The organism is Streptomyces sp. NPDC048636 (assembly GCF_040650655.1).
In the GTDB taxonomy this organism is placed as follows: domain Bacteria; phylum Actinomycetota; class Actinomycetes; order Streptomycetales; family Streptomycetaceae; genus Streptomyces.
Genome location: NZ_JBEZHR010000001.1, coordinates 1,225,178 through 1,238,472, shown reverse-complemented (window position 1 = coordinate 1,238,472; position 13,295 = coordinate 1,225,178). Strand labels below are relative to the sequence as shown.

The 13,295-nt window shown below is 72.2% G+C and carries 9 protein-coding genes; 2 read left to right on the top strand and 7 right to left on the bottom strand.

Going from position 1 to position 13,295, the window contains the following annotated elements:
• Window positions 1–11 precede the first annotated feature (11 nt).
• The 3 genes from AB0C66_RS05645 to AB0C66_RS05635 all read right to left on the bottom strand — a co-directional run bounded on the left by AB0C66_RS05645 (window position 12) and on the right by AB0C66_RS05635 (window position 5,850).
• Window positions 12–1,472 carry an aldehyde dehydrogenase family protein gene (locus AB0C66_RS05645; protein WP_362433144.1) on the bottom strand — a complete coding sequence of 487 codons (1,461 nt, stop codon included), beginning with the start codon at window positions 1,470–1,472 and terminating at the stop codon, window positions 12–14.
• A gap of 235 nt (window positions 1,473–1,707) precedes the next feature.
• Window positions 1,708–3,555 carry a PucR family transcriptional regulator gene (locus AB0C66_RS05640; RefSeq protein ID WP_362433142.1) on the bottom strand — a complete coding sequence of 616 codons (1,848 nt, stop codon included), beginning with the start codon at window positions 3,553–3,555 and terminating at the stop codon, window positions 1,708–1,710.
• Window positions 3,556–3,777: 222 nt separating this feature from the next.
• The gene (locus AB0C66_RS05635; protein ID WP_362433410.1) at window positions 3,778–5,850 is read right to left on the bottom strand and encodes an ATP-binding protein; all 2,073 of its coding nucleotides are present in this window, start codon (window positions 5,848–5,850) and stop codon (window positions 3,778–3,780) included.
• 578 nt (window positions 5,851–6,428) lie between these two features.
• Between AB0C66_RS05635 and gabT the strand changes: the two genes are divergently transcribed.
• Window positions 6,429–7,778, top strand: a complete 1,350-nt coding sequence (gene gabT / locus AB0C66_RS05630) for a 4-aminobutyrate--2-oxoglutarate transaminase (protein ID WP_362433140.1) — start codon at window positions 6,429–6,431, stop codon at window positions 7,776–7,778.
• Window positions 7,779–8,342: 564 nt separating this feature from the next.
• Window positions 8,343–8,837, top strand: a complete 495-nt coding sequence (locus tag AB0C66_RS05625; protein WP_362433138.1) for a phosphatase PAP2 family protein — start codon at window positions 8,343–8,345, stop codon at window positions 8,835–8,837.
• A gap of 101 nt (window positions 8,838–8,938) precedes the next feature.
• Here AB0C66_RS05625 and AB0C66_RS05620 read toward each other — a convergent pair whose 3' ends face one another.
• From AB0C66_RS05620 to AB0C66_RS05605, 4 genes are read right to left on the bottom strand one after another with little or no spacing between them, the layout of a single operon-like run.
• Complete coding sequence (locus AB0C66_RS05620; protein ID WP_362433136.1) at window positions 8,939–10,384, bottom strand: FAD-dependent oxidoreductase; 1,446 nt, start codon at window positions 10,382–10,384, stop codon at window positions 8,939–8,941.
• Window positions 10,385–10,389: 5 nt separating this feature from the next.
• Window positions 10,390–11,184, bottom strand: a complete 795-nt coding sequence (locus AB0C66_RS05615; RefSeq protein WP_362433133.1) for an ABC transporter permease — start codon at window positions 11,182–11,184, stop codon at window positions 10,390–10,392.
• Complete coding sequence (locus tag AB0C66_RS05610; RefSeq protein ID WP_362433131.1) at window positions 11,184–12,125, bottom strand: ABC transporter permease; 942 nt, start codon at window positions 12,123–12,125, stop codon at window positions 11,184–11,186. The genes AB0C66_RS05615 and AB0C66_RS05610 overlap by 1 nt, the downstream gene beginning before the upstream one ends.
• Window positions 12,122–13,276: an ABC transporter ATP-binding protein gene (locus AB0C66_RS05605; RefSeq protein WP_362433128.1), complete on the bottom strand. Its 1,155-nt coding sequence runs from the start codon at window positions 13,274–13,276 to the stop codon at window positions 12,122–12,124. The genes AB0C66_RS05610 and AB0C66_RS05605 overlap by 4 nt, the downstream gene beginning before the upstream one ends.
• Window positions 13,277–13,295: the final 19 nt, after the last annotated feature.

The window sequence follows — 13,295 nt, the reverse complement described above, 5'->3', positions numbered from 1 at the left end:
CGTGGACCGGTCTAGAGGTCGAGGCCGGTGAGGACCATGACCCGCTCGTAGGTGTAGTCCTCCATCGCGAAGCGCACGCCCTCGCGGCCGACTCCGGACTGCTTGACACCGCCGTACGGCATCTGGTCGGCGCGGTAGGAGGGCACATCGCCGATGATCACGCCACCGACCTCCAGCGCGCGGTGGGCGCGGAAGGCGGTCTGCACATCGCGGGTGAACACACCCGCCTGGAGGCCGTATTTGGAGGCGTTGACGGCCGCGTACGCCGCCTCCTCGCCCTCGGCCCGCTGAACGGTCAGCACCGGGCCGAACACCTCCTCGCAGGCGATCGTGGTGTCCGCCGGGACGTCCGCGAGCACCGTCGGGGCGTAGCTGGCACCGTCGCGCTTGCCGCCGGTCAGCAGCTGGGCACCGGCCTGGACGGCCTCGTCCACCCACGCCTCGACGCGCTGTGCGGCCTCCTCGCTGACCAGCGGGCCGACATCGGTGGCACCGTCGGTCGGGTCACCGGTGACCTGGGCCTCCACCGCCGCGATGATCTTCGGCAGCAGCCGCTCGTAGACGGACGCGTCCGCGATCACCCGCTGTACGGAGATGCAGGACTGGCCGCCCTGGTAGTTGGAGAAGGTGCCGATGCGGGTGGCGGCCCAGTCGAGGTCGGCCTCGGAGGCGTAGTCGCCGAGGACGACCGCCGCGCCGTTGCCGCCGAGCTCCAGCGTGCAGTGCTTGAGCGGCACGGACTGCTTGATGGCGTAGCCGACCTTGTCCGAGCCGGTGAAGGAGATGACCGGCAGCCGCTCGTCCTGGACCAGCGCGGGCATCCGGTCGTTGGACACCGGCAGCACGCTCCAGGAACCCGCCGGGAGCTCGGTCTCGGCCAGCAGCTCACCCAGGACGAGCGCGGAGAGCGGGGTCGCGGGCGCGGGCTTGAGGATGATCGGCGCGCCGACGGCGATGGCCGGGGCGACCTTGTGGGCGCACAGGTTCAGCGGGAAGTTGAACGGCGCGATACCCAGCACGGTGCCGCGCGGGAAGCGGCGGGTGAGCGCCAGACGGCCGACGCCGCCCGCGTCGGTGTCCAGCCGCTGGGCCTCTCCGCCGTTGAACCGGCGGGCCTCCTCGGCCGCGAACCGGAAGACGGAGACGGCGCGGCCGACCTCACCGCGCGCCCACTTCATGGGCTTGCCGTTCTCGTCCGAGATGAGCCGGGCGATCTCCTCGGTGCGCTCGGCGAGCCGCCGGGAGACATGGTCGAGCGCGGCCGCCCGGACATGGGCGGGCGTCGCGGCGAACGCGTCCCGGACGGCGTCGGCCGCGGCGACGGCCTCCTCGATCTGCGCATCGGTGGGAACGCTCACCGCGCCGACGCGACGGCCGTCCCAGGGGGACGTGACCTCGAGCGTGGTCTCGCCCGTCGCCTTGCGGCCGGCGAGCCAGAACGCGTGGGTGACAGCTTCGGTTGTGTCTGGCACGGCGGATCCCGACCCTTCTGGAGTGGTGGGGGTGGTGGTGCGGATGTCTCTGCCCCCACCGTAGGCGCGCGGGGCGCGCGGGGCGTTTGTCCGGGGCGTAGCAGTCGGGGACGGATGCGCTCCGCTATGGCGTGACGGGCGGCGTTCGCGGGCGGCATCGCGGGTGGCGTCGCGGGGGGGGCCGTCCTGGGTGGTCAGGACGCGGTGCGGGGGCGGCGGCTTCGGTGGCCGGGGGTCAGGGCGCGGTGGCCGGGGAGGTCGCCTTCAGGGCGAGCCACAGCTCCATCCGGACGTCCGGATCGTCCAGGGAACGGCCGAGGATCTCCTCGACCCGGCGCATCCGGTAGCGCAGGGTGTGCCGGTGGACGCCCAGGTCGGCCGCGGCCGCGTCCCACTGGCCGTGCCGGGAGAGCCAGGCGCGCAGGGAGGCGACCAGGTCACCGCGGCCGGTGGCGTCGTGCTCGTGCAGGGCACGCAGCATGCCGTCGGCGAAGGCCCGTACGGCGTCGTCGGCGAGCAGCGGCAGCACCGAGCCCGCGGCGACCTGCTCATGCTCGACCAGCACCCGGCCGCGGCGGCGGGCCACCGACAGCGCCTGCTCCGCCTGGCGGTAGGCGGCCGCGGCGGCGATCGGCCCCGCGGGGGCGGAAAGACCTATGACCAGGTCGTCGCCAGGGGTGGCGGCGGCGCCGCGGTCCCGGGGGCGGGTGGCGGTGCCGCGGCGGTCCTCGATGGCCCCGGCGTGCTCCGCGCACACGGCGACGGCGGCGCCGTCGTCGGGGGCCAGCACGATCAGCCGTCCGCCGTCGGGGACGACGAGCACCGACTCCCCGCTGCGGGCCGCCGCGGACTCCATGGCGTCGGCGAGCGCGGCGAGGGGGTCGGCGGTGACCGGTTCCCCGGCGGGTGGGGTGATTCCGGGGTCGGCGAGGTGCTCGGCCGGCGCGTCGTCCCCGGTGGCACCGGTACCGGCGGACGCGGCGGGCCCGGACAGGACGGTGGCCGGGTTGGTGGTGCCCGTCGCCGTGGCACCGCCGGCCTTGGCGGCGCTCGCCTTGGCCGTGTTGGCCTTGGCGGCGCTGGCTTTGGCGGCGCTGGCTTTGGCGGCGCTCGACGCGGCCTCGGCGACGAGCATCCGGAACGGCGCGTCGAGCAGACTCCCGTAGAGCCGCCCGGCGACCGCCCGGGCGTGATCGGGCTCGCCCGCGAGCAGCATCCGCAGCACGGCGGCGCCCAGGCGCTGCTCGGCCTCCTGGAGTGCGCGGGACCGCTCGGTGGTCAGGGTCAGCAGCGCCACGGCCGAGTGCACGGCGTAGCGCTCGGCGGTGCCCAGCGAAGAAACCGTGCCCACGGCGAGAACGCCCCGGGTGCGGCGCCCGGTGCCCAGCGACTGGAGCTCCACCCGGTCCGAGACGGCCGTGTCGGACGCGGACTCCGCGCCGTCCCCGCCGACCACGACACTGGCGGGCGCGGGCCGGTCGCGCAGCCGCTCGACGTCACCGGTGAGCCGGGCGGCGCGGCGGGCCGCCCAGTCGGGGGCGGCGGCGACCACGGAGCCGGAGGCGTCGTAGAGCGCCGCCCAGCCGTCCAGATGGGAGGCCAGCCGGGCCAGCAGCGCGGCGGGACCCTCGGCGCCGATGGCGGCCCGGGTCAGCTCCCGCTGTGCCTCGAACCCGGCGGTCACCGCCCGGTACTGGTCGGCGGCTATCGCCGCGGAGACGGCCTTGCTGATGGCGATGAAGGGGGTGCGGCGCGGTACGGCGAGCAGCGGCAGCCCCTCCTCCTTGGCCGCCGCCACCAGCGCGGCCGGAACCTCGTCGTACTTGACGCCGATCGCGAAGCCGAGCCCGACGACCCCCGCGCCGACCAGCCGCCGCACATAGCGGCCCATCTCCTCCGGATCCTCGGCCCGGAGCTGCATGGCGGTGATGAGCAGCAGCTCACCGCCGTCCATATAGGGCACGGGGTCGGCGAGCTCGCTGACATGGGCCCAGCGCACGGGTGTCTCCAGCCGGTCCTCGCCCGCGAGGACGGTCAGCTTGAGCGCGGTGTGGTGGACGAGAGAGGCGAGCGTGGGAGGCATGGCACCTTCGAAGCGAATGCGATGACTTCACCGCCCCGTATGAACGGCTACTGCCGATTCTGCCTCAATGGAGGAATCGGCGGAATCCGCGTCCGGAGCGCGGCGGGCGGGCGGGGGTGGCACGCCGGGACGGGACCGCGCGCGGGGCTGGTACGGCGGTCGACCCGCGCGGGGCCGACCGCCGGGGGGCGGCACGGGCGTCGGGTGGCCACGGGTGGGGCGTCATCCGCGGAGGTCCACCAGGACCGGGGGTCCGCCCTCGCCCCGTACGGAGGTGACGGACAGCACCGCGTGCCCGGCGGGGACGGAGTGCGCCAGCTCGGAGGCCGACCAGCGCTCGCGCTCCACTTTCCGTACGGTCACGGACTGGGTGGTGACGGCCCGGCCGGTGACCACCTTGCGGATGAAGTGCAGGACCTTGGTGAACGGCTCGTCCGAGATGATCTGCCGGTCGGTGATGTCCCGCGTCTCCACCCACTCCGTGCCCCACACCTCGGCGAATCGCGCCCCGTCCCAGGTCGTCACCCCGGCGTAGGCCATCCGGCAGCCGACGGCGCCGAGCAGCCCGCTGCGCAGCGCGTCGGGGACGTCGTCGAGGGTGCGCAGGGTGAGCACGGCACCGGCGTTGGCGGAGCGGAGCCGCTGGATGCCGCGCAGCGCCTCGGGGGTGATGGTGTGCGAGGCGTCGTCGAGGACGAGGCAGGCGAAGAGCGAACGGTCGGCGCGGCCCACGGCGCACTCGGTGAACTGCGCCAGCACGAGCCGGGCCAGCATCCGGGACGCCTCGGCGTGACCGCGCTCGGGCAGGTCGATCCGGACCCGCAGCGGGTGTTCGAGGGCGCGAAGCGAGAACGGCCGACGGTCGCCGCTGGTGTCGAAGAAGTCGGCGAAGGCGGGCCGGTCCAGCAGCGCGATCCGGTCGGCGAGCAGCGCGCCCGCGTCCCCGGGCGCCCCCGACTGGCGCACCCGCGCCTCCAGCTCGCGCGCCTGGGCACGCTCCCCGGCGGCCTCGAGCGCGTCACGGAGCGCGCCGACGGCCGTCTTCGAACCGTCGAGCAGCTCGCGCAGCTCGGGTACGGAGGGGAAGCGGCCGTGGGCGGCGCGGTAGGGGCCGAGCAGCTGGGCCAGCGCGGTGGCGGCGCGGCGGCTGTCACCGCCCGGGAGCGAGGCGGCCATGTCGCCGATAAGGGCCTCGGCGAGGATGCCCGCGGCCTCGTCGGGGTCGGTGGTGCCGCCGTAGAGATCGAGGTCGTAGGCGGAGTCGGGGCGGCCGATCTTCACGACGACGTCGAACGCCTCGTCTCCCCCGAGCCCCGCCCCCGCGGGGCCGACGGCGACGACGGCGGTCTGCCCGGCGAGCGCCTGGAGGCAGAGCGACTCCACGACCGGCCGCACCAGCCGCCCGGTCTTCCCCGCACCGGGCGGTCCGACGGCGAGCAGCGAGGTGCCGAGCACGTCGGGGTCGAGGGCGAGGCCGACACCGCGGTGGTGGTAAGGGTTGCGGAGGTCCTCGGGGGCGGTGCCGATACGGACCTGACGGGCGACGAGGTCGTGGTGCGCCGTCCGGGCGGGCAGATCGCGGGCGCCGGAGGGGTGGCCGTGGGCGGCGGCGCCGTGGCGCAGCACGGTGTCGGTGAAGGCGGCGAGCGAATTCCTCCCGGCCCGCACGGTCTGCCAGGCGCGTTCGATCCGGGCGTGGTCGACGTCGTTCATCGCCCCGGCCCGCGCCTCGGCCGCCAGCCGATCAGCCGCACTGTGCGCCCCGGCCGCCCGCAGATGCGGCCACTCGGCCGGATCGGTCTCGGGGTGCGCGGCGGCGTGTGCGGCGGCGCCGTCCGGCTGGGTGCCGGGGTCGTCCCAGGCACGGCGGAAGAGGGGGGCGACGTAGCGGCGGAAGACTTCGCCCCAGTGGCCGACGCGACCGAAGATGACGGCGATGACGCAGGCAAAAATGCCGTAGTAGGTGTATGCCGCTACGACGTAGGCCGCTTCTCCGTTCTCTGACCATGAGTCCGGGGTGAGCAGATCCAGCGGCCACAGCCAATATCCGCCGAGATACCCGTTCCAGAGCAGCGACCACACCAGCCAGCCGCAGAGAGCCGCAATCAACGCGCCGCTGAGGAGCCGGCGCCCGGGAATCCTTTCGGGATCCTCCGGCGGCTTGGGCTTGTGCCCGTACGTCCAGACACCTGCGCTCGCCTCGGGACGGGGGGCGCGTAGCCAGGTGAGGAAGGGCGGACGTGCGGTGGCGGCCGGGGCGGTAGCGGGGGGTGTCGGAGGGACGCCCTGCGGCATCGGCGGCGCGGCCGGAGGCCGCCCGTCGGCGGAGCCCGAGGCGGTCACCGGCGGCCATGCGGAGGGCGCGGGCGCGGGGGGAGGCGTATGCGGATGGTTCGGATACGACGGCGGCGTCTGCCCGGGGCGCGGCGGGGCCGACCGGGCCTCCGGCGGGGTCGGGGGGGCGGGGGGTGGCACCGCATCGCGCCGCGTACCGGGTGAATCGAACGTGCCCTCGGTGTCCATGTGCTGCCCCTTGCCCCCTACCGGCTGTGCCTGTGCTGATGCGCACCGCTCAATCTAGTGTTCCCGCCGGGGGAGTTCAGCGACCCGGGCGGTATGGGCCCTTCCGAGCCGCCCCCGGCGGGACGCCGCCGCTATGGCCGTCGCGGACAACCCAACACGCGCACTGCTACCGAACGGAACATGCCTGATCCGCCCCCGCGCGCCTAGCCTGCGAAGAAGCGACCGGCTTGCCTTCGTCCAGGCATATGGACCACTACCGGCAGACGCCAAAACAGCCAAGACCAGCTAAGACAGCCACGACAGCTGAGAAACATTCCAGACCTCCCACCCCTCTCCCCCTGGAGCACCTCATGACCGCAATGTCCGGAGGCCCGTCCCTCCCCCAGGAGCGCCGCGTCGTCACCGCGATCCCCGGCCCGAAGTCCCAGGAGCTGCTCGCCCGCAAGACCGCGGCGGTCGCCGCCGGGGTCGGCAATGTGCTGCCGGTCTTCACCGTGCGCGCGGGCGGCGGGGTGCTCGAGGACGTGGACGGGAACTCGCTGATCGACTTCGGCTCCGGTATCGCCGTGACCTCGGTCGGCTCCAGCGCCGAGGCCGTCGTACGCCGGGCCTCGGCGCAACTGGCCGACTTCACCCACACCTGTTTCATGGTCACGCCCTACGAGGGCTATGTGGAGGTCTGTGAGGAGCTGGCCGAGCTCACCCCGGGCGACCACGCCAAGAAGTCGGCGCTGTTCAACTCCGGCGCCGAGGCGGTGGAGAACGCGGTGAAGATCGCCCGCGCCTACACCAAGCGCCAGGCGGTCGTGGTCTTCGACCACGGCTACCACGGCCGCACCAACCTCACCATGGCGCTCACCGCCAAGAACATGCCGTACAAGCACGGCTTCGGACCCTTCGCGCCCGAGGTCTACCGCGTTCCGCTCGCCTATCCCTACCGCTGGCTGACCGGCGCCGAGAACTGTGCCGAGGAGGCCGCGGCGCAGGCCATCGACATGATCAGCAAGCAGGTCGGGGCGGAGAACGTGGCCGCGATCGTCATCGAGCCGATCGCGGGCGAGGGCGGCTTCATCGAGCCCGCCAAGGGGTTCCTGCCCCGGATCCAGGAGTTCGCCCGCGCCAACGGCATCGTCTTCGTCGCCGACGAGATCCAGACCGGTTTCTGCCGCACCGGCCAGTGGTTCGCCTGTGAGGACGAGGGCGTCGTCCCGGACCTGATCACCACCGCCAAGGGCATCGCGGGCGGGCTGCCGCTCGCCGCCGTGACCGGCCGCGCCGAGATCATGGACGCGGCGCACTCCGGCGGCCTCGGCGGCACCTACGGCGGTAACCCGGTGGCCTGCGCCGCCGCGCTCGGCTCCATCGAGACCATGCGCGAGCTGGACCTCAACGCCAAGGCCCGGCGCATCGAGGAGGTCATGAAGGGCCGCCTCGCCGCGATGCAGGAGAAGTACGACGTGATCGGCGACCTCCGCGGCCGTGGCGCGATGATCGCGATCGAACTGGTGAAGTCCGGCACCAAGGACCCCAACCCCGAGGCCACCGCCGCCCTCGCCAAGGCGTGCCACTCCGCCGGACTGGTCGTCCTGACCTGCGGAACCTATGGAAACGTGCTGCGGTTCCTGCCGCCGCTGGTGATCGGCGAGGAGCTGCTCAACGAGGGTCTCGACATCATCGAGAGCGCCTTCGGCCAGCTGTGACCATGCGTGTTCGACGGGCTGCGTGAAGAAGATGTGCGGGGCCGATGACAGGAGGGTGATCGGCCTGTTGGGCGGGGCTCCGCTGCCGTACGGTCATTCCAGATGAGAGAAACACCCCGCTCGCAGGGGACTGCGGGCGAAGTCGAGCCGGTGCTTCCCCAGCCCCGACCCGGCCGTGCCCTCGCGCACACCACTGGAGCCTCTGGCTCCGGATCTCCTCACCGATCGGACGGCCGCCCGCCCCAAACCCCCCGGGGCGCGCGGCACCCCGGTCGCCACGGCGGCCCCGGAACCACCCCCCCTGTTCCGGGGCCGCCGACTGTTTCCCCGTCTTCCTCGGACACCACGGGCTCCCCGAACTCCTCGGGCTCCCTGGGTTCCTCGCCCTCTCGTGCCATCCCCGCCGCGCTGCTCGTCCTTCTCGCGCTGTGCACCTGGCAGATCACCTCGCACGGTCCACTGCGCTCCCTGGACGAGCGGCTCGGGCGGGCGACCGCCGGAACCGCCCTCCCCTCGCCCGTATCCCCCGTCGCCCGGTTCCTCGCGGACCTCGGCAACACCGCGGTGGCGCTCCCGGTGCTCGGCGCCGCCCTGGTCTGGACGCTGTGGCGCGCCCGGCGTACGGGTGTGGCCCGCTGGTGGCTCCCGGCGCTCGCCGCCGCGGTGGCGATGGCGGCGGTCCCCGCGCTGGTCGTCCCGTTCAAGGCGCTGATCGGCCGACCGGGGCCGCCCGGACCGTTGGCGGACGAGACCGGATTCTTCCCTTCCGGGCATGCCGCGACGGCAGCCGTCGCCTACGGCGCCGCCGCCCTCCTGCTGTGTCCGCGCCCGGGACAGCGGCTGCGGCGGACCCTCCTCACGGCCGTCGTCCTCCTCAATATCGGGGTGGGCGGGGGCCTGGTGCGGTGTGCGTACCACTGGCCGCTCGACGTGGTCGCCAGTTGGTGTCTGACCGGTTGTCTGCTGTGGGCGGTGGTACGGCTGAGCCGGTCCGCCCCCTCCCCGGGGTCCGCCCCTTCCTCCGAGCCCGCCCCGGCCCCGACAACCACGTCGGACTGACACACACCCAGCCCGACGACCCGGGGACGCGAAGGGCCGGGGCCCGGTGGACCACACCACCACGCCCCGGCCCGTACCGGTCACCGGTCCGACGCCCGGCCTCAGCTGTCGAAGCCCAGCCCCACCTTGTCCATCGCCTTCAGCCATAGATTCCGGCGGCCGCCGTTCTCATCGGCCCGGGTCATCGACCACTGGGTGATCCCGATGCCCGCCCAGCGCACCGGCTCCGGCGGGAACGGCAGCGGCTTGCTGCGCACCATCTCCAGCCGGGTGCGCTCGGTACGCTCGCCGCCGAGCAGATCGAGCATCACCTCCGCGCCGAACCGGGTCGCCCCGACGCCGAGGCCGGTGTAGCCCAGGGCGTAGGCCACCCGTCCGCCGTGGGTGCTGCCGAAGAACGCGGAGAACCGCGAACAGGTGTCGATCGCACCGCCCCAGGCGTGGCTGAAGCGCACGCCCTCCAGCTGCGGGAAGCAGCGGAAGAAGTGCTGGGCGAGGGTGCGGTAGGTGGCCGGGTGGTGGTCGTACTCGGCGCGTACCCGGCCGCCGTAGCGGTAGATGATGTCGTAACCGCCCCACAGGATGCGGTTGTCGGCGGTGATGCGGAAGTAGTGGAAGTGGTTGTTGGTGTCGCTCAGTCCCTGCCGCCGCTTCCAGCCGATCGCGTCGAGCTGCTCCGGGGTCAGCGGCTCCGTCATCAGCGCGTGATCGTAGACGGGTACGACGTACGGGCGGACGCGGCGCACCAGCGCGGGGAAGGCGTTGGTGGCGAGGGCCACCTGACGGGCGCGCACCCGGCCGTAGGGGGTGCGGACGGCCATCGCCGCCCCGGCGCTCGCCAGCTTCTCGGCCGGGGTGTGCTCGTAGATCCGCACGCCCCGCTCGACGCAGGCGCGCTTCAGGCCCCAGGCCAGTTTGGCGGGGTGCACCATCGCGACACCCTCGCGGTCCCACAGACCGGCGAGGAAGGTCGGCGAGTCGACCTCGGCCCGTACCGCGTCGCGGTCGAGGAACTCATGCTCGCCGACGCCGAGCCGGGCCGCGAGTTCGGCGCCCTCGCGCAGCTCCTCGATCTGGTGCGGCTCGGTGGCCACGTCGATCTCGCCGGTGCGCTCGAAGTCGCAGTCGATGCCATAGCGTTCGACGGCGGCCTCGATCTCGTCGAGGTTCCGGTGGCCGAGCCGTTCGAGTTCGGTCTGCTCACCGGGCCAGCGGGCCAGGCCGTTGCCGAGGCCATGGGTGATCGAGGCGGCGCAGAAGCCGCCGTTGCGCCCGGAGGCGGCCCAGCCGACCTCCTGGCCCTCCAGCAGGACCACATCGCGCGCGGGGTCGCGCTCCTTGGCGATCAGGGCGGTCCACAGCCCGCTGTAGCCGCCGCCGATGACCAGCAGGTCGCATGTCTCGTCGCCGACCAGGGCGGGGCGGGCACGCGGCCGACCGGGGTCCTCCAGCCAGTACGGGGTGTACGCGGTGTCGGCCAGGGATTCCAGGGCGGACGGTCCGGGGGTGCTGTCCCCGGCAGAGCGCGTCATGGCGTCAGCGGCCATGGTTCTCAGCTCCTCTTGCGGCGGGTGCCGGCCAGTTGGCCGGCGAGGACGCACAGCACCGCGATGGCGAACATCGCCGTGCCGATCACATTGATCTGCACCGGCGTACCGCGCTGCGCGGATCCCCAGACGAACATGGGGAAGGTCACGGTCGATCCGGCGTTGAAGTTGGTGATGATGAAGTCGTCGAAGGAGAGCGCGAAGGACAGCAGCGCACCGGCGGCGATACCGGGGGCGGCGATCGGCAGGGTGACGCGCAGGAAGGTCTGCACCGGGGAGGCGTAGAGATCCTGGGCGGCCTGTTCCAGCCGTGGGTCCATGCTCATCACTCGCGCCTTGACGGCCGTCACGACGAAGCTCAGGCAGAACATGATGTGGGCGATGAGGATCGTCCAGAAGCCGAAGTCCACGCCCATGTTGAGGAAGAGGGTGGCCAGCGAGGCGGCCATGACGACCTCGGGCATGGCCATCGGCATGAAGATCAGGCTGTTGACGGCCGGGCGGGCCCGGAAGCGGTAGCGGGCCAGCGCGAAGGCGATCATGGTGCCCAGGACGGTGGCGCCGATGGTGGCCCAGACCGCGATCTTCAGGCTCAGCGAGAGCGAGCCGCACATGTCGGCGACGCCGCAGGGGTCGGTCCAGGCATCGGTGGAGAACCGCTGCCATTCGTAGTTGAACCGGCCGTTGGGCTTGTTGAAGGAGAAGACCAGGACGACGATGTTGGGCAGGATCAGGTACCCGAGCGTGCCGAGTCCCGCGATGACGACCAGGTTCCGCCGTATCCAGCGTGTCAGAGCCATCAGACCAGATCCTCCGTCCCGGACTTGCGGATGTAGACGGTGACCATCCCGAGGATCGCCGCCATGAGGATGAAGGACAGCGCGGCGGCCGTCGGATAGTCGAGAACCCGCAGGAACTGCGACTGGATGACATTGCCGACCATCTTCTGGTCGGTGGAGCCCAGCAGTTCCGCGTTGATGTAGTCGCCCGCCGCCGGGATGAAGGTGAGCAGGGTGCCCGCGACGACGCCCGGCATGGACAGCGGGAAGGTCACCTTGCGGAAGGTGGTGAGGGGCTTGGCGTACAGATCCCCGGCCGCCTCGTGCAGCCTGCCGTCGATGCGCTCCAGTGAGCTGTAGAGCGGAAGGATCATGAAGGGCAGGAAGTTGTAGGTCAGACCGCAGACCACGGCCAGCGGTGTGGCCAGTACGCGTTCGCCCTCGGTGAGGCCGAGCTGGCTGGTGATGTCCAGGATGTGCAGGGAGTTCAGCACACCGACCACCGGGCCGCTGTCGGACAGGATGGTCTTCCAGGCCAGGGTGCGGATCAGAAAGCTGGTGAAGAACGGCGCGATGACCAGGATCATCACCAGGTTCCGCCAGCGGCCCGCGCGGAACGCGATGAAGTACGCGAGCGGATAGCCGAGCACCAGGCACAGCACGGTGGCGGTCGCCGCGTACATCACCGAGCGCAGGAAGTGCGGGTAGTACTCGGTGAGCGCGTCCCAGTAGGTCTGGAAGTGCCAGGTGACCTTGAAGCCCTCTTCGAGGGAGCCGGTCTGGATCGAGGTGGACGCCTGGTAGACCAGCGGCGCCGCGAAGAAGATCACCAGCCACAGGATGCCGGGGAGCAATAGCCAGTACGGGACCAGCTTCTTGCGGCGCGAGGCCCTACGGACGCTCTCGGACGCCGCAGGGGGCTTGGCCGGGGGTGCCGTCTCGGTGGCGGTGGCCGTGCTCACGCCGCCTCCTCGTCCCGTTCCGTGCCCGCGTCGATGTCCTGGGCGGCGTCGAGGCCGAAGGTGTGCGCCGGGTTCCAGTGCAGGACGACCTCGGCGCCCGGGACCAGCCGCGGATCGCGTTCGATGTTCTGCTCGTAGACGGCCATCTCGGCGCAGTCCGGGGTCTGCACCACGTACTGGGTGGAGACCCCGATGAAGCTGGAGTCGGCGATCCGGCCGGTGATCCGGTTGCGTCCGTCGGCGACGGTGGCGGCGTCCTCGGCATGGGTGAGGGAGATCTTCTCCGGGCGCACTCCGATGAGCACCTTGCCGCCGGTGCGCACGGCCGCGCCGCAGCGGGCGGCGGGCAGGGCCAGCTTGCCGCCCGCGGTGGTCAGCACCAGGTCGCCGCCGCTCTTGTCCGCGATCTCGGCCTCGATGAGGTTGGAGGTGCCGAGGAAGTTGGCGACGAAGGTGGTGCCGGGGTTCTCGTAGAGCTCGGCGGGGGCGCCCTGCTGCTCGACCCGGCCGCCGTTCATCACCGCGACCGTGTCGGCCATGGTCATGGCCTCCTCCTGGTCGTGGGTGACATGGACGAAGGTGATGCCGACCTCGGTCTGGATGCGCTTGAGCTCGAGCTGCATCTGACGGCGCAGCTTGAGGTCGAGCGCGCCCAGGGGCTCGTCGAGGAGCAGTACGCGGGGGTGGTTGATCAGGGCGCGGGCGACGGCGACGCGCTGCTGCTGGCCGCCGGAGAGCTGCTGAGGCTTACGGCGCGCGAAGTCGCCGAGCTGGACCAGCTCCAGCATCGCGTCGACCTGCTTCTTCACCGACTTGACGCCCCGTCTGCGCAGTCCGAACGCGACGTTCTCGTAGATGTCGAGATGCGGGAAGAGGGCGTAGCTCTGGAACACGGTGTTGACCGGCCGCTTGTGCGGCGGCAGGGCGGTGACATCGTTCCCGGCGAGCTGGACGACGCCGGTCGTGGGGTCCTCCAGGCCCGCGATCATGCGCAGGGTGGTGGTCTTACCGCATCCGGAGGCGCCGAGCAGGGCGAAGAAGGAGCCGGCGGGTATATGCAGATCGAGCGGGTGGACGGCGGTGAAGGACCCGTAGGTCTTGCTGATCCCGGTGAGGCGGACATCGCCGCCGGCGGTGGGCTGCTGGGTCATGGCTGGGGGCTTCCTCGCT

Bases quoted from the DNA above. Each gene is read 5' to 3' on its own strand.
- AB0C66_RS05640 (WP_362433142.1), bottom strand. From the start codon at position 3,555: ATGCCTCCCACGCTCGCCTCTCTCGTCCACCACACCGCGCTCAAGCTG.
- AB0C66_RS05635 (WP_362433410.1), bottom strand. From the start codon at position 5,850: ATGCCGCAGGGCGTCCCTCCGACACCCCCCGCTACCGCCCCGGCCGCC.
- gabT (WP_362433140.1), top strand. From the start codon at position 6,429: ATGACCGCAATGTCCGGAGGCCCGTCCCTCCCCCAGGAGCGCCGCGTC.
- AB0C66_RS05620 (WP_362433136.1), bottom strand. From the start codon at position 10,384: ATGGCCGCTGACGCCATGACGCGCTCTGCCGGGGACAGCACCCCCGGA.
- AB0C66_RS05615 (WP_362433133.1), bottom strand. From the start codon at position 11,184: ATGGCTCTGACACGCTGGATACGGCGGAACCTGGTCGTCATCGCGGGA.
- AB0C66_RS05605 (WP_362433128.1), bottom strand. From the start codon at position 13,276: ATGACCCAGCAGCCCACCGCCGGCGGCGATGTCCGCCTCACCGGGATC.